18 protein-coding genes are annotated in these 19,073 nt (G+C 62.3%); 6 read left to right on the plus strand and 12 right to left on the minus strand.

What is annotated here, in order from left to right:
• Nucleotides 1-5: 5 nt before the first annotated feature.
• Complete coding sequence (locus HMPREF3009_RS10760; protein ID WP_070510389.1) at nt 6-1,841, minus strand: ABC-F family ATP-binding cassette domain-containing protein; 1,836 nt, start codon at nt 1,839-1,841, stop codon at nt 6-8.
• A 91-nt stretch (nt 1,842-1,932) separates the two neighbouring features.
• On the opposite strand from HMPREF3009_RS10760, the gene HMPREF3009_RS10765 reads away from it, so the two are divergent.
• Nucleotides 1,933-3,243 carry an NHL repeat-containing protein gene (locus HMPREF3009_RS10765; RefSeq protein WP_070510391.1) on the plus strand — a complete coding sequence of 437 codons (1,311 nt, stop codon included), beginning with the start codon at nt 1,933-1,935 and terminating at the stop codon, nt 3,241-3,243.
• 24 nt (nt 3,244-3,267) lie between these two features.
• Here HMPREF3009_RS10765 and HMPREF3009_RS10770 read toward each other — a convergent pair whose 3' ends face one another.
• From HMPREF3009_RS10770 to HMPREF3009_RS10785, 4 genes are all read right to left on the minus strand, one after another.
• A complete protein-coding gene (locus tag HMPREF3009_RS10770) occupies nt 3,268-4,206 on the minus strand; it encodes a 4-(cytidine 5'-diphospho)-2-C-methyl-D-erythritol kinase (RefSeq protein ID WP_046646939.1) in 939 nt (312 codons plus the stop codon).
• Nucleotides 4,203-5,045 (minus strand): 16S rRNA (adenine(1518)-N(6)/adenine(1519)-N(6))-dimethyltransferase RsmA, encoded by an 843-nt coding sequence (gene rsmA / locus HMPREF3009_RS10775; RefSeq protein ID WP_070681875.1) that lies wholly within the window; start codon nt 5,043-5,045, stop codon nt 4,203-4,205. Before rsmA ends, HMPREF3009_RS10770 begins: the two co-directional genes overlap by 4 nt.
• 33 nt (nt 5,046-5,078) lie before the next feature.
• Nucleotides 5,079-6,227 (minus strand): resuscitation-promoting factor, encoded by a 1,149-nt coding sequence (locus tag HMPREF3009_RS10780; RefSeq protein WP_070681877.1) that lies wholly within the window; start codon nt 6,225-6,227, stop codon nt 5,079-5,081.
• Nucleotides 6,228-6,472: 245 nt separating this feature from the next.
• The gene (locus HMPREF3009_RS10785) at nt 6,473-7,297 is read right to left on the minus strand and encodes a TatD family hydrolase (protein WP_070681880.1); all 825 of its coding nucleotides are present in this window, start codon (nt 7,295-7,297) and stop codon (nt 6,473-6,475) included.
• Between the two features lie 24 nt (nt 7,298-7,321).
• On the opposite strand from HMPREF3009_RS10785, the gene HMPREF3009_RS10790 reads away from it, so the two are divergent.
• Entirely contained in the window at nt 7,322-7,816 is a 495-nt protein-coding gene (locus HMPREF3009_RS10790) for a GNAT family N-acetyltransferase (protein ID WP_083312742.1), read from the plus strand.
• 8 nt (nt 7,817-7,824) lie between these two features.
• The gene (locus HMPREF3009_RS10795) at nt 7,825-8,328 is read left to right on the plus strand and encodes a GNAT family N-acetyltransferase (protein WP_046646944.1); all 504 of its coding nucleotides are present in this window, start codon (nt 7,825-7,827) and stop codon (nt 8,326-8,328) included.
• 182 nt (nt 8,329-8,510) lie between these two features.
• On the opposite strand, the gene HMPREF3009_RS10800 is transcribed toward HMPREF3009_RS10795, so the two are convergent.
• The 5 genes from HMPREF3009_RS10800 to rsmI form a co-directional block, all read right to left on the minus strand.
• On the minus strand, nt 8,511-8,819 hold the full coding sequence (locus HMPREF3009_RS10800; protein WP_080975045.1) for a HigA family addiction module antitoxin: 309 nt from the start codon (nt 8,817-8,819) through the stop codon (nt 8,511-8,513).
• Between the two features lie 60 nt (nt 8,820-8,879).
• Nucleotides 8,880-10,073: an MFS transporter gene (locus HMPREF3009_RS10805; protein ID WP_049154223.1), complete on the minus strand. Its 1,194-nt coding sequence runs from the start codon at nt 10,071-10,073 to the stop codon at nt 8,880-8,882.
• Nucleotides 10,074-10,077: 4 nt separating this feature from the next.
• Nucleotides 10,078-11,910, minus strand: coding sequence for a methionine--tRNA ligase (metG, locus tag HMPREF3009_RS10810; RefSeq protein ID WP_049154222.1), 1,833 nt, complete (start codon nt 11,908-11,910; stop codon nt 10,078-10,080).
• A gap of 75 nt (nt 11,911-11,985) precedes the next feature.
• Nucleotides 11,986-13,827 (minus strand): BCCT family transporter, encoded by a 1,842-nt coding sequence (locus tag HMPREF3009_RS10815; protein WP_070681886.1) that lies wholly within the window; start codon nt 13,825-13,827, stop codon nt 11,986-11,988.
• A 305-nt stretch (nt 13,828-14,132) separates the two neighbouring features.
• Nucleotides 14,133-14,981, minus strand: coding sequence for a 16S rRNA (cytidine(1402)-2'-O)-methyltransferase (rsmI, locus tag HMPREF3009_RS10820; protein ID WP_049154218.1), 849 nt, complete (start codon nt 14,979-14,981; stop codon nt 14,133-14,135).
• Between the two features lie 106 nt (nt 14,982-15,087).
• Between rsmI and HMPREF3009_RS10825 the strand changes: the two genes are divergently transcribed.
• Nucleotides 15,088-16,632 (plus strand): dolichyl-phosphate-mannose--protein mannosyltransferase, encoded by a 1,545-nt coding sequence (locus HMPREF3009_RS10825; RefSeq protein ID WP_232761113.1) that lies wholly within the window; start codon nt 15,088-15,090, stop codon nt 16,630-16,632.
• Between the two features lie 79 nt (nt 16,633-16,711).
• On the opposite strand, the gene HMPREF3009_RS10830 is transcribed toward HMPREF3009_RS10825, so the two are convergent.
• The gene (locus HMPREF3009_RS10830) at nt 16,712-17,401 is read right to left on the minus strand and encodes a zf-HC2 domain-containing protein (RefSeq protein ID WP_046646951.1); all 690 of its coding nucleotides are present in this window, start codon (nt 17,399-17,401) and stop codon (nt 16,712-16,714) included.
• Entirely contained in the window at nt 17,388-17,801 is a 414-nt protein-coding gene (locus tag HMPREF3009_RS10835; RefSeq protein WP_046646952.1) for a DoxX family protein, read from the minus strand. Before HMPREF3009_RS10835 ends, HMPREF3009_RS10830 begins: the two co-directional genes overlap by 14 nt.
• A gap of 19 nt (nt 17,802-17,820) precedes the next feature.
• Between HMPREF3009_RS10835 and HMPREF3009_RS10840 the strand changes: the two genes are divergently transcribed.
• Both HMPREF3009_RS10840 and HMPREF3009_RS10845 read left to right on the plus strand, forming a co-directional pair.
• On the plus strand, nt 17,821-18,399 hold the full coding sequence (locus tag HMPREF3009_RS10840) for a methylated-DNA--[protein]-cysteine S-methyltransferase (protein WP_343205878.1): 579 nt from the start codon (nt 17,821-17,823) through the stop codon (nt 18,397-18,399).
• Between the two features lie 44 nt (nt 18,400-18,443).
• On the plus strand, nt 18,444-19,061 hold the full coding sequence (locus tag HMPREF3009_RS10845) for a DNA-3-methyladenine glycosylase I (protein WP_080975044.1): 618 nt from the start codon (nt 18,444-18,446) through the stop codon (nt 19,059-19,061).
• Nucleotides 19,062-19,073: the final 12 nt, after the last annotated feature.

A 19,073-nucleotide genomic window follows, 5' to 3' on the forward strand; every position in this document is an offset into this window, starting at 1 on the left:
TGGGCCTACCCCTCGAGCTTCTCCCCCAACTCCAGCCATTCCATTTCTAGCTCTTCGCGCTCAGAGGCAATGGCCTTGAGCTCGGAGTCGAGCTTCGCTAGCTCACCGCTGTCCCCCTCACCTGAGGACATCTTCTCTGCAGCCACCGCCATCTTTTCGTTCAGCTTCGCCGTCTTATCGTCGAGCTTGCCCATCTTGCGCTCCAGCGCATTCATCTTCTTGGTCAGCTCGCGCTCTTCCTGGGAGCTCAACCGCTTGGCCGGGGCGGCATCCGCGCTCTGCTCGTCAGAGTTCTTGGAGGCTTCTCCTAAATCAAGGACGCCGCGGGCGGTGGCGGCCTCCATCTCCTGACGGCGGCGCAGGTATTCCTCGATTCCGCCCGGCAGGTTGGTGAGCTTGCCATCCCCAAACAGCGCATAGGTGTTATCCGCGATGCGCTCGATGAGGTAGCGGTCGTGCGAGATGACCACCAAGGTGCCCGGCCACGAGTCCAGAAGAGACTCCAGCTCCTGGAGAGTATCGATGTCGAGGTCGTTCGTGGGCTCGTCGAGAAGCAGCACGTTTGGCTCCGCCATAAGCACGCGGGTCAGCTGCAGACGGCGGCGCTCACCGCCGGAGAGGTCGCCGACCGGCGTGCGCTGGCGCTTGGCGGAAAAACCCAGGCGCTCCGCGAGCTGGGACGCGGACAGTTCCTTCTTGCCTAGGTGAACGTAGGTGGCGACGTCTTCGACGGCGTCGAGAAGCCGGCGCTCCGGATCCAGATCATCGAGCTCCTGGCGCAGCCAGCCCAGGCGCACCGTCTTGCCCTCGATGCGCTTGCCAGCGGCAAGCTCGACTTCACCAGCAAGGGCGCGCAGCAGCGTGGTCTTGCCCGAACCGTTAACACCAACGAGGCCGATGCGCTCGCCCGGCGCCAAGCGCCAGGTGAGGTGATCCACGAGCGTGCGACCGTCCGGGGTTGTGACCTTTGCGTCCTCGAGCTCAATGACGACTCGTCCCTGGCGCTGCTTGGAAAAGGCCATGAGCTCGACCTTGTCGCGCGGTGCGGGGACGTCGGCGATGAGTGCCTCGGCTGCCTCGATGCGATAGCGCGGCTTCGAGGTACGCGCCGGCGCTCCGCGACGCAGCCACGCCAGCTCCTTGCGGGCCAAGTTCTGCCGGCGCTGCTCAATAGCATCGGCTTGGCGGGCGCGCTCGGCGCGGGCAAAGGTCCAGTCGTTATAGCCACCCTCGTAGGCATCGACGACACCGTCGTGCACCTCCCAGGTAGTGGTGGCCACGGTGTCGAGGAACCAGCGGTCGTGCGTGACGACGACGACCGCTAGCTTGCGCGAAAGCAGGTGGCTGGCCAGCCATTGCACACCTTCGACGTCGAGGTGGTTGGTCGGCTCATCGAGCACCACGATGTCGAGGTCTTGAACGAGTGCGGCAGCCAGGTTGACGCGGCGGCGCTCACCACCGGAGAGCGAGCCCACAGGGGTGTCTAGCCCTAGGTCAACAATGCCGAGGCCGCCGAGGACATCGCGCACCTTCGCGTTGGATGCCCACTCGAAAGTCTCCAAGCCCAACGGCTCAATGATGGCTTGGGCGATGGTGAGCGATTCTTCTAATTCAAAGCGCTGGGTCACCACCGCCATGCGCAATTCCGAGTTGTGGGACACGCGGCCCGAGTCTGGGGATTCGATACCGGTGAGAACTTCCAGCAGCGTCGTTTTGCCGCCGCCGTTGACGCCGACGATGCCGATGCGATCACCGGTTTGCACGCCGAGGGAGACCCCGTCCAGCAGGGTCTTAAGCCCAAAGGACTTGGTTACGTTTTCAAGGTTAATGAGGTTCGCCATATCGAGTGTTCATCTTAGTGCCTCGGCGCGGTTACCCCCGCACCATTACCTTTATTGCTATTGATTTTCACTTCCAATACTCTGGCACACTATGAAAAAAGAACGTCTCGCCCTGTGCGCCGCACTTTCCGCCACGATCCTCACCATGTCCGCTTGCTCCTCCCCTGACAGCGAGGAATCCACGTCGCCCTCCAGCGCTGAAGCCTCCCACGCGCATGCCGAGCACGACGATGACCATGATGGGGAGCACAGCCATGACGGCTTCGAAGCCGCGGAAGGTGAGACTGAGGTAGCTGAGCTGCCAAACCGTATCCTTCTTTCCCACAAAAACGGCCTCACCACGCTCGACGGCGAAACCGGTGAGGTCATCGAAAGCGAAGATCTGAAAGCATTCCTCCGTCTAAGCGATGCCGGCGATAACCGCCACATCATGGTGACCAAGGGCGATAGCTTCCTCACCTTCGACACGGGGCGCATCACCAAGCCCCACGGCGACCACAAGCACTACTACGCGGCGCAGCCGCAGCTTCTCAGCGCAGCCATCGACGCACCGCACGCCGGTCACGTGGTTCACCACGACGGCTTTACCGCGCTCTTCTCCGACGGCGATGGTGTGGCACGGATTTACAAGACCGAGGACATCGGCAAGGAAGACGCCAAGCCCGTCAACACCGTCGAGACAGGCGCTGCGCACCACGGTGTGGCCGTCCCGCTGAAAGACGGCTCCGTGGTCACCACGAAGGGCACGGAAGACGAGCGCCACACCATCCAGCACCTCGACAAGTCCGGCAAGGTCCTTGCGGAAACCACTGAGTGTCCTGGCGTCCACGGCGAAGCTGCCGCCGGCAACGGTTCCCTTTTCTTCGGCTGCGAGGATGGGCCCGTCGTCTTCGACGGCACCGAATTCCACAAGATCGACGTCTCCGCTTACGCGGGCAAGGACGGATACCAGCGCTCCGGCAATTCTGCGGGTTCGGAGGAATCCAACATCATCTTGGCAGACAACAAGACCGACAAGGATGTCGACTTCGAGCGTCCCACCTCAGTGACCCTCATCAATACGGAGGACTACTCTGCCAAGAAGGTTGAACTGGGCGAATCCTATTGGTTCCGCTCGTTGGCCCGCGGTCCCCTGGGCGAGGCCTTAGTCCTCACGACCGACGGCAAGCTCAACGTCATCGACCCGGATTCCGGCGAGGTAACAAAGAAGATTGACGCTATCTCCCCGTGGAAGGAAAACGAGGAGTGGCAGCAGCCGGGTCCGATCCTCAAGGCGGCAAACGGCTATGCCTACGTAACGGATGCGAACAAGCAAGAACTGGTGGTCCTTGACCTCCTCGGTGACCAGGAGCCGCAGCGCTACAAGCTCGACTTCAAGCCCGTGGAGATGGCCGTCCTCTAAGGACCGCTACCTACAGCGCTGGCGCTAGACCAGCGTTGCTCCGGTTGCGGGGCCTGCGGTCACCAGGCCACGGGTTCCGCGGTTATCGGCGCAGACCTGGGCCACCACTTCCTGTGCGGTCTCCTCGTCCTCGCAGAGGAAGGCACAGGTAGGCCCAGACCCGGAAACGATGCCCTTGAGGGCGCCGGCGGCCTCACCGGTGTCGAGAATCTTGCGTAAGTCCGGACGCAAAGAGAGTGCTGCCGGCTGGAGGTCATTGTGCATCACCGCGGCAAGCTCGTGGGGGTTGCCGCCGACGAGGGCTTGGCCCACGGCTTCCGTGTCCAAGTGCGGTGTGCTTCCACGGCCGGCAGCGCGCAGCTCATCCAGCTTGCGGAAGACAGTGGGTGTGGACAAACCCTCCGCATTGGTGATGATTGCCCAGATATAGCGCCCGCGCGAGAGCATCGGGGTCAAGAGTTCGCCGCGCCCGCGCCCCAAGGCGGTGCCGCCCATGAGGGTAAAAGGCACGTCGGAGCCCAGTTCCGCGGCGAGTTCGTAGAGCTTCTCCATGCTGAGGGCTTCACGGCCGAATTCGGTGCTCAAAGCTTGGTTGGCCAAAAGCAAGGCGGCCGCGGCATCAGCGGAGCCACCGGCCATGCCCCCGGCGGCGGGGATGTTCTTTTCCATCGTGAGCGTGCCGGCAGCTGGCAACATGAGGTTGTGAGCCACCAGCTCTACCGCGCGCCACGCCAGATTCTCGGTTGACGCCGGCACACCCTTCGCGTGGTTGCCGGTGACCACCACGCTGCTTTCCTCGCCCCAGCGGTAGCTAATGCGGTCATGCACGTCGAGGGACTGGAAGACCGTAGCCAGCTCATGGAAACCATCCGCGCGTGCCTCCCCCACCCCCAGGTGCAGGTTGACCTTGGCGTGGGCGCGCGCCTGCCAGATCTGCGGGGAGTCGTCTCCTGTCCTACTCATGAGGCTTCCGCCAATCGGACGAAGTCCTCCACGCCCAGCTTCTCACCGCGCAGGCGCGGATCGATATCCGCCGCGCGCAGCGCTTCCTCGGCTGCTGCGGCGGAACCATAGAAACCTGCCAGGGCGGCGCGAAGTGTCTTGCGGCGTTGGGCAAAGGCGGCGTCGATCAGCGCGAACAGACGCGGGCGCAGTGACTCGTCGAAGGGGCGGGCGCAGTCGATGCGCACCAACCCTGACTCAATCTTAGGTGCCGGCCAAAACACGTTCTTGCCAATCGTGCCGGCCTGGCGAACCGGTCCATAGAAGGATGCTTTCACGCTGGGGATGCCATAGACCTTGCTGCCCGGCGCGGCGGCGAGGCGCTCAGCTACTTCCAGCTGCACCATGACCAGGACGCGGCGAATGGATGGGTAGACCTCCAGCAGGTGGAGCAGCACCGGCACCGCCACGTTGTAGGGCAAGTTGGCTACCAAGGCGGTCGGCCCCCCCAACTCACCAGCCTCAACGGTGAGTGCGTCCTTCTCCACCACGGTGAGGCGATCCGCAAAGTTGGCTGCCCGCGCCGCCACGGTATCTGGGAGCTTGCCTGCCAGCCGCGGGTCAATCTCCACGGCCGTCACGTGCTCGACTTCGCCCAGTAGTCCCAAGGTCAGCGAACCCAAACCAGGTCCAACTTCCACCACGCGGTCCTCCGGTTGCAGGTCCGCGGCAGCCACGATGCGCCGGATGGTGTTGGGATCATGCAGAAAGTTCTGGCCCAGCTTCTTTGTCGGCGTCACGTCGAGCTCAGCGGCGAGCTCGCGGATCTCCACCGGGCCCAGCAGGTGGGGTTGTGTCATGTCATCCAGACTAATACGCAGGGCGCTGAAGCTTTAGCGCAGGCCGAGCTTCGAGGTGCAGGCGGGCCATGCGCCCCAGCCCTGTGCGGCCTGAACCTTCTGGGCCACCGCAATCTGCTGCTCGCGGGAGGCCTGCCAGGCCTGCGGGGCGTACTCGGTGCCGCCAAAGGCAGCCCAGGTCGACGGGGTGAACTGCAGGCCGCCGGAGAAACCGTTACCGGTGTTGATGGACCAGTTACCGGTGGCCTCACACTGTGCCAAGGCATCCCATACGGAGCCCTCAGCAACGGCCGGTGCGGTGGACTTCGGCTTGGTACCGCGCGCGATGACTGCGGCGACGGCCTCGGTGCGCACGTCTTCCTTGATGATGTCGTTGGACTCTTCTGCACCGTTGACCTTCACAATCTTGCGGGTCACGGTGCGCGAACCTGGGGTGCCCTCCTCGCGGACTTCCTCAGTGCCTTCTTCCAGCTCCGGGTCATCAACGTAGGTAGCTGGTGCGTCGAAGTCCTCCGTCTTCTCCTCTTCGGAGATGTCCACGCGGTCCACGGTGATGGCCGTGCCGGCCTTGACGGGAGTGTCGAGGTCCGGCGACACACGGTCATCCTTGCCCACGGTGATACCGCGGGCTTCCAGTACGTCCTCCACGGTCTTAGCCGCAACGCTGGCGTAGGACACAGAGCCACCGTCAGAGAGCTTAATGATCTTCGGGGATACCACCTCAAGGTTCATTCCCTCAGTCAGAACCTCATCATCCTCGACGGTCTTGGAACCGGAGGTGATAGCAGCGCCCGGGACGATGCCGTCGAGTCCGCCCAGCAGGTCAGACACAGTGAGGTCAGTGGAGGACATCTTCGTCTCCACGCCATCGATGGTCACCGCAACCGGCTTGGCGGTGCGAACGGTAATCGAGTCACCATCGGAGACCTGCTCAGACAGCGCCGGGTAGACAACGTCCTCCCCGCCAACGCTCACACCTGCAGCCTCGAGAGCCGCGTTAACATCGCCGGCGAAGGTAGCCAGCTGGGTGGTCTCACCGTTGATGTCGAGCGTGATGTCCTTCTGAGAACCGACGGCAACGACACCACCCACAGCCAACGTGCCGAGCACACCGCCGGTGGCCATGCGCAGCGGCAGGGAGCGGGAGTTGTTGATTCGCTTGATCTGCTTCTTCGGGGACATAAACCTTTACTCGTCTCTGCGTTGCTTCGTGCCCAGAGAGGCCTTTGCACTCTCCTCAGCACCTGACGTGGCGTGCAAGTGCACGCCAGCCGGCAACATCAAGGCCGGACTAACTTTGGATAACGATACGGTAACAGAGCGTAACGATCGAGACGTTCTCCCACGCCGCCACCACTGGCAACACACTCGTCACACCAAACACGCGCGCCACCGTTGAGCAGCACCTTTGCTTTGAGTGAAGATCATCACACTCCGAAGACCTTGGCGAAGGTTTCGGCCACCTCTGCGGCCAAGTCCTCCACTTCTTGGCCGCGCGCCTGCGCCACGCAGCGGTACGTATGACCAATCAACGAAGGTTCATTACGCGCACCACGGAAGGGCTCCGGGGTCATGTACGGCGCGTCCGTTTCAATGAGCAGCTGCCCGGCTGGCGCGAGCGCTGCGGCTTGACGCATCTCCTCGTTGCGCTTGAACGTCACGTTGCCAGCGAAGGACAAAACGTAGCCACGCTCCAGAGCCTCCTTGGCCACATCAAGTGGCGAGGAGAAACAGTGCAGCATGACTTTCGGCGCCTCAGCGCACTCCCCCAGCACGCGCATAAGCTCCTCATCGGCCTCGCGGTTGTGGATCATCAGCGTCTTACCCACCTTCGCCGCCAACTCGGCGTGCCAGCGCAGCGCTTCCTCCTGAACCTCAAGGGGTGCGGTGCGCTCCGGCTCGTGGTGAATCCAGTAGGTATCCAGTCCTGTTTCCCCGATGGCCACGCAGCTCGGGTCCGCAGCCATCTCGCTCAAGCGCGCACGGGCGGCCTCGTCGAGTTCATGCGCCTTGGTGGGATGAATAGCGCAGGCCGCGTACACGTTGTCGAATTCCTGCGCCGCGGCCAAAGCCTTCTCCGCCTCCGCTAGGCCATCGCCCACGGTGACGATGCGCTCAACACCTGCGGCACGGGCACGCTCAACGAGGTCGGCGTCAGCGTCGCGGCAAGAGGCGAGGTGCGTGTGGGCGTCGATAAGCTGGCTCAAACCTTCGGCGGGAACGGGCATGGGGCGTGGCTTCTTCTTAGACATGGCTGCGAGTGTAGTCTTGCGCGCATGATAATCCGTGAAGCGACGGACGCCGACGTCCCCGCAATGACCGCCACCTTGAACTGGGCCATCCGGGAGACCCACTTCATCTTTCGCAGCGAACCCGCCACAGTGGAAGAGCGCACCGAGTATCTCCACCAGCTGCGCCGCGAAGACTGTCCTTGTTTCGTGGCTTTCGATGACGATGGCGCGTACTTAGGCTGGGCACTCTACCGCCCCTACCACGATCCTAAGGTGTGGCTGGGCTGCTACGAGACGACGATCTACGTTGATCCCACCGCCCACGGCCGCGGGGTAGGCACGCGCTTGCTCGATGCAGTCGTTCAGCATGCCCGCGAGGCGGAGCAGGTCCATACGCTGCTGGCACTCATCGTGGCGGACAACGTCGCATCCATCAAGTTGCATGAGAAGTTCGGCTTTGCCACTGTAGGAACGTTAAAAGAAGTCAGCCGCAAAGCTGGGCGCTGGATAGACCTCACCCACTTGCAACTCATGGTTTAAGGAACATCATGCACGTACGTCCCGCAGAGCTTGCCGACGCCCCCGCAATCGCCGCCATCTATAATGCCGCCTCCGCCGCGAAGCCGGCCACCAACCTAGTCACGTGGCAGGAGTCCGTCGAGGACCGCGAAAAGTGGCTCGCACAGATGGAGGAGGAAGGTTTTCCCGTCTATGTGGCGGTGGACGATGACGAAATCATTGGCTGGGCCGCCTACTTCCAGTTTGTCACCCCAGCTATCTACTACGGCACGGCGGAGGATTCCATCTATATTGCGGAGTCCGCACGGGGCAAGGGCGTGGGCAGCGAGCTCATGGACACGCTCATGGACCACGCGAAGGAAAATGACTACGTGGAGACGATGATTACCTACATCGTGGACACCAACGAGTCCTCCATTGCCCTGCACAAGAAGTTCGGGTTCGTGGAAACCGGCCGCATGCCCAATATCCACACCAAGGACGGCGTGCGCCTCGGGCTGGTGCACCTGCAGCGCGACTTCGACCGCTCCTAAAGCGGTTTGATGGCCACTAACTCAGGGAGGCGCGTGCCAGCCGCCCCACCACCAGTGACGGCACTGCCATTGTTGCCAAAGATCTGGCCAGATCCCGCGGCGAGGCGAGAAACTTTGGCAACAACGGCGACTTCGGCTTGAGCAACTCACCCTGCGCTACGCGGTCACAGACGGCAAACGCGTTAAGCCGGCGCTGCCTGAAGCGGCACAATATCGTCCAGCTCGGCAAGAATTTTGTCCTCTGCGACATCCAAGTCGTAATGGGTCTGCAACCCCAGCCAGAACTGTGGGGACATTCCAAAAAACTTGGCAAGGCGAAGAGCCGTATCGGCGGTAATAGCCCGCTTTCCGTGGACGATTTCGTTAATACGTCGAGGCGGGACCCCTATCGAAACAGCGAGCTTGTGCTGGGTAATCCCCATTTCCTTAAGAAAATCTTCCATCAGGATTTCACCTGGGTGCACTGGGGGGAGCTTTTTAGTGGTAGTCAACGATCTCAACCTCCTCTGGCCCTAAAGTGGTCTACCCAGAAGTATACCGTTGGGGACCTGCTAGGCAGCGAGCTCGTCATCAATGTAGACCCGCCTGGTCGCGCGCAAACCCGCCATCAGCATGCAAAGGCTGAGCACCATCAGCGCAATCAGGACGGCCGTCCAGTTACCGGTAGCGCCGCGCACAACGCCCACGAAAAGCGGCAACAGCCCCGCCAAGATGTAGCCGCCCGGCTGCACAAAACCGGAGAGTCGTGCGGTCGTCAGCGCACTCCGAGTGCGGGCGGTGAGCAATGCCAGAGCCAGTGGGAAGCACATACCGCCGATCCCCATCATGCAGGCCCAGGCGAGCGGGGCGACGTCGGCAGCCACAAGGACCCCACCCCACCCAGCACAGGTGCACAGCGCCAGCACAATCGGTACGGGTGTTAGGCGGTCCAGGCGAGAAATTAGCCAGGGCATGATCACGCCGCCGGCGATGTTAAAGACACCGATGACAGCAAGTGCCACACTGGCGGTATCCTCACTCACGCCCTTCTCTACCAGCATGCGCGGCAGCCAACCCATTTGGACATAGGCCATGGAGGACTGCAGCCCGAAGAAAAAGAGCATGGCCACCGCCGTGGGCGAAGTGTACATGGGCTTTGGCGCGCCGGCACCGTCGATCGCCCCGTGGGCGACGTCCTTGCCAGCCTGCGGCAGAACCACTATCCACGCCACCAGCTGCGCGATGGCGGGCAGGCACCAGATCCACAGCGCACCTTGCCACGTGCTTTGCATCACCGCGGACAGCGGGCCAAGGGCGCTGGATACGCCCAGCATCGTGGTGTAGGTGGTCATCAACGCCACCAGCGTGCGGCCCGAACCATGTTGCTTGATCCACGCGGGAAGCAGAACGTTGGCTAGAGCGATGCCGCCGACAACGCCCAGGGTCAACGCAATAAACAGCGGGAAGCTGCTCACCCACGGACGCAGCGCCAGGCCCACCACTAGGGCCAGCGTGCCGCCGGCCAAGGTACGGCTGAGCCCGCCCCGCCGAGCAATGGGCACGGCGGCCAAACCCATGGCCGCGAAGCACAGCCCCGGAAGTGCGGTAAGCAAACCCGCCTGGCCGGAGCTGATTTCAAAGAAATCTTGGATTTGCCCCAGCACCGGCGCCACCGACGCGATGCCCGTCCGTAGGTTCAGCGCGGTCAGGCAGACAACAACAAAGAGTAGGACGGGCGCCAGGGAGCGCCGAAACGCCGAGCCCACGCCTTTACTTCTGAACCGGGGCCCACTCCGGGCCGGTCTCACCAAGCTCCGGGTCGAGCTTAGCCACCAGCGGCTTCGGCTTCTGCAGCGTTGTACCCGGCGTAATGTCGACACGCTTCCACGCAGCCTGCTGCGCCGCGTAGTCACCGGTGATGATCGGGTACGGGTGATTCTCCGGCGGGAGGTCTACGCCAACGAGTTCGACCGGCATATCATCCACCACGTCTTCAATGCGCGGCTGTGCGGCCCAGACGCCCTCACGTCCCAGGGTCTCGTGCACCTTCTGTGCGGTGAAGGGCAAGAACGGGGTCAACATTACGTTGCAGTCGGAGACCACCTGCAGTGCGGTCCACAGCACGGTGGCCAGACGCTCGCGCTGGGTTTCATCCTTGGCCAGCTTCCACGGCTCCATCGCCGCGACATAGGCATTGGCCTCGCCGACGACGTGCATGATGGCGGTCATGGCCTGCTTGAACTTGGACTGCTCGAGGAAATTCGCGGCGGTGGTGAAGGTCTCCTCCGCCAGTGCCAGGATGTCCTTGTCTGCCTGCTCCAGCGCGGCCGGGGCCGGGACCTCGCCGAAGTTCTTGTGGGCCATCGACACGGTGCGGTTGACCAGGTTGCCCCAGCCGTTGGCAAGCTCGTTGTTGATACGGCGCACGAACTCATCCCAGGTGAAGTCAGTGTCATTGTTTTCTGGGCCGGCAACGGCGATGAAGTAGCGCAGTGCGTCTGGGCCGAACTCCTCGAGGAAGTCCTTGACGTAGATAACGACGCCCTTGGAGGAGGAGAACTTGGAGCCGGACATGGTCAGGTATTCCGAAGACACAATCTCCGTGGGCAGGTTGAGCTCACCGTAGGTGTGCAGCTCACCGCCCTTGGAGCCCTTGCCCGCGTAGCCCAAGAGCTCTGCTGGCCAGATCTGGGAGTGAAAGGTGATGTTGTCCTTGCCTTGGAAGTAGTAGTGGCGTGCCTGCGGGTTCTGCCAGTAGTCCTTCCAAGCCTCCGGGTTGCCGGTGCGGTGGGCCCACTCGATGGAGGAAGACAGGTAACCAATCACCGCGTCGAACCACACGTAGAGCTTCTTCGCGCCGTTATCCTCCCAGCCTTCGACCGGAATGGGAATGCCCCAGTCGATGTCACGGGTCATGGTGCGCGGGCGCATATCCTCCAGCAGGTTGAGGGAGAACTTGAGAACGTTGGGACGCCAGTCCTCGCGCGTCTTCAGCCACTCTTCGAGGACGTCCTTGACCGCAGGAAGATCCAGCAGGAAGTGCTCGGTATCGATGAACTTCGGGGTTTCGCCGTTGATCTTGGACACCGGGTTGATGAGATCTACCGGATCGAGTTGGTTGCCGCAGTTATCGCACTGGTCACCGCGCGCGCCATCGGCACCACACAGCGGACAGGTTCCCTCGATATAGCGGTCAGGCAAGGTACGGCCCGTGGACGGCGAAATGGCGCCCTGGGTGGTCTCCTTAATCATGTAGCCGTTCTCGTACAGCCCCTTGAACAGCTCCTGCACCACCGCGTAGTGGTTGCGAGTGGTGGTGCGGGTAAAGAGGTCATAAGACAGGCCGAGCCCAGCCAGGTCGGTGACAATCTGGCGGTTGTAGCGATCCGCCAATTCACGAACCGTCACGCCTTCCTTATCCGCCTGCACGAGCAACGGGGTGCCATGCTCGTCAGTACCGGAAACCATGAGGACGTCGTTGCCACGCATTCGCTGGAAACGGGCGAACACGTCGGAAGGAACACCGAAACCCGCCACGTGTCCGATGTGGCGGGGTCCGTTGGCATAGGGCCAAGCAACATTAACGACAACTGTCTCAGTCATGGCCCCTACTCTATCGAACACCCCCTCACCGGCAATGCAGTGAGGGGGTGTATGAGAGAAATGCTCGCGCCAGAACTAGTTCTTCTGGCTGTGCTGGCGGCGGCGGGCCTTGTAGGCCTGTTCGCGCTGGAACTCGCGGTGCAGGCGACGCTCACGCGCCATCTTGCGCTGGAAGGCCTGGGACTCGCGGTACTCGCGGTAAATCACGTCGTTGCTCAAGTCCTTGTAAATAGCGAACATGAGGCCGACAAGGATGAAAAGGAATGGCAGCGCCGCCACGATGGTGACGTTCTGCAGGTTCGACAGGGAGTCCTCGCTGGACAGCAACAGGGTCAGGCCAACGGCTGCGGTGAGCACACCCCAGGCGGCGGATAGCCACGGCTTAGCGGTGGTAGCGCCAGACTGGGACATCGAGCCCATGACTGTCGACGCCGAGTCGGCCGACGTAATGAAGAACGTGGCCAGGAGCAGGGCGGCGACGATGCCCGCGATGAAACCACCGGGGAGGTTCTGCAGCAGGTTGAACAGCTCCTGCTCGGCAGACTCACCGGAGATGGAGTTGCCGTTCTGCTCCATGTGGATGGCGGTACCGCCGAAGATGGCAAACCACACGGTGGAGACACCAGCCGGGACGAGAAGCACACCGATGCAGAACTCGCGGACGGAACGGCCGCGCGAAATGCGGGCGAGGAACATGCCCACGAACGGCGACCAGGAAACCCACCAAGCCCAGTAGAAAATGGTCCAGGTAGATAGCCACTCACCGGCAGTTCCATTATCGGACTCAGCGGTACGAGCGATCATCTCGGTGAAGTTCGCCAGGTAGTTACCAATGGAGCCTGGGATCTGGTTCAAAATCGACACGGTTGGGCCGAAGACGAACACGAAGATGGCCAGCAGAGCCGCCAAGACCATATTGGTGTTAGAGAGGTACTGAATACCCTTGCCCACACCAGACATGGCGGACAAGATAAAGGCCAGAGTCAGCACGAGAACGATGCCAATGACGACGTTCTGAGTCGGATTCTCCACGAGTCCGGAGGCTTCCAGGCCTGCCTGAATCTGCATCGCGCCTAGGCCCAGCGAACAAGCGGTGCCAAAGACGGTGGCGAAGATGGCCAAGATATCAATGATCTTGCCTGCGAATCCGTCGGCGGCGCGCTGGCCAATGAGCGGCACGAAGGCCTGGCTCAGCAGCTGCTTACGGCCGATGCGGAAGGTGGAATAAGCGATGGCAAGCCCCACGATGGCGTACACGGCCCATGGGTGCAGGGTCCAGTGGAACATGGCCGTGGCCATTGAGGTTCCTACCTCATTCTCACCATGGCCCGGAACGCCGTTCTTAAAGTAGTTGAGCGGCTCGGAAGCACCATAGAACATCAAGCCGATGCCCATGCCGGCAGCGAACATCATCGCAATCCAAGAGACCGTGGAGAATTCCGGTTCCTCGTTAATCTTGCCCAAACGAATGGTGCCGAACTTCGAGGCCGCAACGCAGATAACGAAAACCACAAAAATGGTCCCGAAGAGCACATAGGCCCAGCCAAAGTTATTCACCACGAAGCTCAGAGCATTGCTGGAGAAGGAGGCAAAGCTCTCTGGAGCGGCCAAGCCCCATGCCACAAAGGCGGCAACGAGCAGGCCGGCGATTCCCACAATGGTCCAGTCGATCGGTGAATCAATGCCGCCTGGGCCAAATTTCTCGTCCTCTTCCTCCTCCACTGGCGCGGGAGCCGCCTCAGGATTGAACGCCTTGTTGGTGAGCATATCCTGAAGCTGGCTCGTGGCCGAGGAAGCCTCGAGGCGCTCGTCGACGGTGCGGTATTCCTCTACCGCGGCCGGCGAGCTCTCGCCTTGGGGCACAGCCGAAGACACCCCCGTATCCTTTACATTGTCTGCATTCGTCGAGTCTGTCATACCTCCCGACCTTGGTGCTGTCTCATCAACTAGTCAAACTAAAACGGAAACAAAAAGACTATTCACCACATGCATTTCGGGCATATAGCGTTCCTAAAGCGTCTCTCACGAGCTTCTTTGAACGACCGCTATTCCACCGCAGCTGCCGAATCTGTACCGCAACTGTGCAGCTTGCCAGCTTGTTCGGAGGCATTTCCGAGGTATGGCATCCCTACCGCGCATGCCGCGGCCACGCCGGGTCACATAACGATGCCATAACGATTGGCCCAAAAGAGACGGGCATCACCAGAATTTATTGTTAAAGCTCAGCCGCGCGCGGCGAGGTATGCATCATAGAGTTCGCGGTTGGACCACTCGGTTCCCGCTGCTGCCTGCTTGCAGGCATCCTTGGCCCGCACGCCCCGCTCAACCTCCGCACGGACCTGCTCCACGAGGGTCTCCAACGACACGGGTGCGGCATCCCCGCCCTCGATGACGACGGTGATTTCACCCCGCGCATACTCCTGCGCCCACTCGGCAAGCTCGCCCAAGGTGCCACGCTTGATTTCCTCATAGGTCTTCGTTAGCTCGCGACAGACCGCAGCGCGGCGCTCCGCGCCGAGGATCGCTGAGGCGTCGCCAAGCGTCTGCGCTAGACGGTGCGGGGATTCAAAGAAAGCAATGGCACGACGCTCCCCCACGAGGGACTCCAGCCAGGCTTTACGCGGTCCGGGCTTGCGCGGCGGGAAGGCATCGAAGAGGAAATGCCCCACCCCCAGTCCGGAAAGTGCAAGCGCAGTCGGCACCGCCGAGGGCCCCGGAAAACAGGTCACAGGCACATCCGCTTCCACCGCAGCGGTGACGATGGAGTGCCCAGGATCGGAGACCAGCGGCATGCCAGCATCCGACACCACGAGAACCGTGCCCGTCCGGGCAGCGTTGACGAGCGCGCGCGAGCGCTCCTCTTCGTTGTGGTCGAAATTGGAAACCACCTTGCCGCGGATCTCTACCCCCAGCGCCTGGGCCAGGTTACGAACGCGGCGGGTGTCCTCCGCAGCGATCACATCCGCGTGGCCCAACGCCTGCATCAATCGGGCAGAAGCATCACCGGGATTTCCCAGCGGCGTGGCGGCCAGGATGACTCCACGCGGCAGGGGTTCAAGCTGAAGACTCATACCCCCAGCATGGCACACGCACGCTAGACTCTTCCGCGTGAGTATCGCTATCCCTACTGATCGATCTGGCCACACCAGCCGCGCGCGCGTCCCCGCCGCCCGCGGCATCCATACCCGGCCAGCTCCCCCTGCTCCCCGGCACTACACCTGGACCAAGGCCGACACGATCAGCACCGCTATCATCGCTGTGCTGGCATTCATCACGCGGTTTGCAGGTCTCACCGCACCGGTCTCCGAGGGAACTCCCGTCTTCGACGAGAAGCATTACGTGCCGCAGGCATGGGACATGGTCACCAGCTGGCACAACCTCTTCCTCGGCGGCATCGAGTCCAACCCGGGCTACGGCCTGGTTGTGCACCCACCGCTGGCCAAGCAGATTGTCGCGATATCGGAGGCCATCTTCGGCTACACCCCACTGGGCTGGCGGGCCATGGCCGCGCTCTTTGGCGTGGGCACCGTGCTACTCACCATGGCGCTGGCACGCCGCTTGTCCGGTTCCTGGCAGGTGGGCTTCCTCGCCGGCCTGCTCGCCGTGTGCGACGGCGTGCTGCTCGTGGCCTCCAAGTTCGGAATGCTTGACATCTTCCAGGTCTTCTTCATCGTCGCCGCTGCCTGGGCCTTGGCGCGGGATCACCAGCAGATGCGCGAGCGCCTGCACGCCGCCTTCCTGTCAGGCACGATGGGGGACTCCGACTTCGGCCCCAGATTTGGTTTCCGGTGGTGGCGTTTTACTGCCGGCGTTTTCCTGGGGCTAACGCTGGCCGTGAAGTGGTCAGGCCTGTACTACATCATGTTCTTCGGTCTCATGAGCGTTTTCTCGGATCTCGCTCTGCGCCGCTTGTATGGCGTACGCCGCTACATCGTGGGCACGCTGGTACGCGATACCCCAGCAGCCCTGGCCTCACTCGTTGCGGTCCCCGTAGCCCTGTATGCGTGGTCTTGGCGCGCTTGGTTTGCCGATGAGACCGCCGTCTACCGCCACGCGAAGGTTGACGGCACGATCGAGGATGGCTCTTGGTTGCTCCACCTCCCCGAGCCTCTTGCCGGTTGGTTCTACTACCACTCCTCTGTGCTGGAGTTCCACGCCTCCTTGACCTCCTCAGGTGGCCACAGCCACCCCTGGGACTCCAAGCCATGGGCTTGGCTGGTGGCCGCACGCCCCATCCTCTACTACTCCTCCACGGACATCTCTTGCGGGGACGGCGGATCCTGCCGCAGGATGCTGTACCTCTTTGGTACCCCGGTCATTTGGTGGCTGGTCATCCCGGCGGTGCTGTGGGGACTGTGGTCCTTGCTCGTGCGACGCAACCGCGCCTTCCTCATCCCGCTTGTGGGTGCCGCGGCGGGTTTCCTGCCCTGGCTCATGGTCTTTGACCGACAGATGTACTTCTTCTACGCCACGGCGTTCATCCCTTTCGTCATCGTGTTGATCTCCCTGGCCTTGGGGCAAATGATTGGACGTGGACGGGTTCTGCAATGGCGCTGGCTCACGGAGCTTTTTGGGGCCGCGATGCCGCTGGGCACCTTCCTTACCGTGTGCTACGCCGCGCTCGTCGTGGCAATGTTTGCCTACTTCTCCCCGATTCTCTACGGCTACCTCATCCCGGATTCTTGGTATCACTCCATGATGTGGCTACCGTCCTGGACCTAAACCCCTGGCCCTACCCCCTGGCCCAAGCCGCTTAGGCTTGGGCCCTTAGGCTCGGCCTCTTAGACGTGGCCTTTAAGGCTTAGCGCGGGTTAGCGGACAACGTCCTATACACGTCCCGTAGCAAGAAGCCCCGGTCGGCCGCCCACGCCCACCCCAGGCTGGCCGTTGCGAGACCGGTGCCGATGAGGATATAAACCTGCTCCGCGACAACGCTGCCCAAGGCAAAGTCGCGCATGGTAAAGCCGCACAAGAACGCGAATATAGTGCAGACCACCGGCAGCAATCCAGGCGCTGAGGCTGGGCGCCAGGCGGCAAAAACTAAACCGCTCGCCAGGCCGAAGCGCAGCGCCGCAGCCTCCATCAGAAGGTGTGCGCGCTCCGGGTCGGCCCCTTCCGCGAGGGTTCCTTCACTGCCCAGGGTGGTCAAGCCGGAAGCACTGACGACGACCACGATCGCCCAGATCAGAAACGCCACGGCCAACACTCCGAGAGCTACCCGAGCCAGCGTGAGCGATGCCTGCCGCGCGCTGGAGGCCCGCTGCCACTCCGGCTCCACGCCGGCCAGGATGACTTCCGACAAGTCCTGCGGCGGCAGGCCCTCAGGTTCCACGAGGCTCAGTGAGCGAGACAAGGCCGCCGCCTTCTCCCGAAAGGCGGCGCACTCCGGGCAGCCGGAGACATGCGCGTCAATGACATCAGGCGCCAGCTGCGGGGCTTCCCCATCGAGCTGCGCGGAGATCGCCGCTTGCACCTGCTCATGCGTCAGCACGGCTCAACACCCCATCCACACTCGCCCGGCCGGAGCCGAAGACAACGATCATGAGCAGCGACACGATGAGCACCAGCGGGTACTCGATGCCACCATCGGCGGCGAAGAGGCCATTGCCCATATGTACGAAGTACAACGCACAGGCCATAAGCAGCGCCAATGCCCCTGCCACAAAGGTGGTGAGCAGGCCGACTACGAGGGCCGCCCCGCCCAGCATTTCTGCGAAGGCAGCCAAGTACGCCGAGGTCTGCGGTTGCGGAACTCCCCATGCGGAGAATTGACCGGTTACCTCGTCCATGCCGCTAAAGAACATCTTGTCCACACCGTGCGCGACGAAGATAACTCCCAGCACCGCGCGGAAGATGAGCAGCGCGGCATCGCGTACGGCGGGTCTATTCATGGTTCATAGACTACCCTGGATGGCCACCTCCCTCCGAAAGGACTCCCCTCCTACCATGCACATGTGGACCTCGCTGGACACTCCGCTCGGCCGTCTTCTCCTAGTCGCCTCTTTGCGGGGTTTGTCAAGGGTGTATTTCCCCGGTGAATCCCCGGATTTCAGCGGTCTGCAACGCTTTCCCGATGGCCCTACCAGCGCCCGACACCCCAGTACTGCGGGCGCTGGTGTTGCGGGGGCCGACGCCCTCGTCGCCGCTGCCCAGCAGATCACCGAATACTTTGCGGGCACGCGCAGGGACTTTGAGCTGCTTCTCGACGTCCCCGCATCCCCGCACACCTTCCGCGACCGCGCGCAACGTGCGCTGCGCGCTATCCCGTTCGGCGAGCGCTGGACCTATTCGCGCCTCGCTGCTGCCGCCGGTAGTGCGCAGGCCGCCCGCGCTGCTGGAAGCGCCTGTGCTACGAACCCGCTTCCCATCGTGGTGCCGTGCCACCGCGTCGTTCCTGCAAGCGGCAGCCTCGGTTCCTATCGTGGGGGCGCAGCCGCGAAGCAGATGCTGTTGGAGCACGAGGCCACGCTCTGCGGCACGAGCCCGTGAGAGCCGTGGGGAACCAATGAACCGATTCTGCAGTCTAAAAAGGCATGACTAGTACACAGATGGCAAACGATACGAGACTTGTTTATGACTCCGCGGGGCTTGGCCGCCCCGCCTGGGCAATGACCTCCCCGCTTCTCCAAGAGTATTACGACACCGAATGGGGCATGCCCGTCCATGAGGAATCCGCCCTGCTGGAACGCCTCTGCCTGGAAGGTTTCCAGGCCGGGTTGAGCTGGGAACTAGTGCTGCGCAAGCGCGAAGCCTTCCGCGCTGCCTTTGTGGGTTTTGATGCAGACCTTCTGGCCAGCTTCGGGGAGGAAGAAGTCGAGCGCCTCATGAACAATGCGGGGATCATCCGCAACCGCTTGAAAATCAACGCGGTGCTTAACAACGCGAAGGCCACGGTGGCCTTGCGGGAGACAGGCGGGCTCGATGAATTCATCTGGAGCTTCCTGCCAGCTGACACGATTGCGCCGGAAAGCGAAGAGGATATTCCAAAATACACGCAAGAAGCCTTGGACATGTCCAAGGCTTTGAAGAAGGCCGGCTTCAAGTTCGTCGGCCCAGTGACGTGTTTCTCCCTGATGACGGCCATCGGGATGGTTGACGCCCACCTAGTAGGCTCCCATCGCCGCGGCACATCCGGCATCTGGCCGGCCTAGGGGCCGGGTGGA

This window comes from Corynebacterium sp. HMSC034H07, from assembly GCF_001815175.1.
GTDB lineage: Bacteria > Actinomycetota > Actinomycetes > Mycobacteriales > Mycobacteriaceae > Corynebacterium > Corynebacterium hiratae.

Coding starts and splice junctions, on each gene's coding strand:
- HMPREF3009_RS10760 (WP_070510389.1), bottom strand. CDS start 1,841: ATGGCGAACCTCATTAACCTTGAAAACGTAACCAAGTCCTTTGGGCTT.
- HMPREF3009_RS10765 (WP_070510391.1), top strand. CDS start 1,933: ATGAAAAAAGAACGTCTCGCCCTGTGCGCCGCACTTTCCGCCACGATC.
- HMPREF3009_RS10770 (WP_046646939.1), bottom strand. CDS start 4,206: ATGAGTAGGACAGGAGACGACTCCCCGCAGATCTGGCAGGCGCGCGCC.
- rsmA (WP_070681875.1), bottom strand. CDS start 5,045: ATGACACAACCCCACCTGCTGGGCCCGGTGGAGATCCGCGAGCTCGCC.
- HMPREF3009_RS10780 (WP_070681877.1), bottom strand. CDS start 6,227: ATGTCCCCGAAGAAGCAGATCAAGCGAATCAACAACTCCCGCTCCCTG.
- HMPREF3009_RS10785 (WP_070681880.1), bottom strand. CDS start 7,297: ATGTCTAAGAAGAAGCCACGCCCCATGCCCGTTCCCGCCGAAGGTTTG.
- HMPREF3009_RS10790 (WP_083312742.1), top strand. CDS start 7,322: ATGATAATCCGTGAAGCGACGGACGCCGACGTCCCCGCAATGACCGCC.
- HMPREF3009_RS10795 (WP_046646944.1), top strand. CDS start 7,825: ATGCACGTACGTCCCGCAGAGCTTGCCGACGCCCCCGCAATCGCCGCC.
- metG (WP_049154222.1), bottom strand. CDS start 11,910: ATGACTGAGACAGTTGTCGTTAATGTTGCTTGGCCCTATGCCAACGGA.
- HMPREF3009_RS10815 (WP_070681886.1), bottom strand. CDS start 13,827: ATGACAGACTCGACGAATGCAGACAATGTAAAGGATACGGGGGTGTCT.
- rsmI (WP_049154218.1), bottom strand. CDS start 14,981: ATGAGTCTTCAGCTTGAACCCCTGCCGCGTGGAGTCATCCTGGCCGCC.
- HMPREF3009_RS10835 (WP_046646952.1), bottom strand. CDS start 17,801: ATGAATAGACCCGCCGTACGCGATGCCGCGCTGCTCATCTTCCGCGCG.
- HMPREF3009_RS10840 (WP_343205878.1), top strand. CDS start 17,821: ATGGCCACCTCCCTCCGAAAGGACTCCCCTCCTACCATGCACATGTGG.
- HMPREF3009_RS10845 (WP_080975044.1), top strand. CDS start 18,444: ATGACTAGTACACAGATGGCAAACGATACGAGACTTGTTTATGACTCC.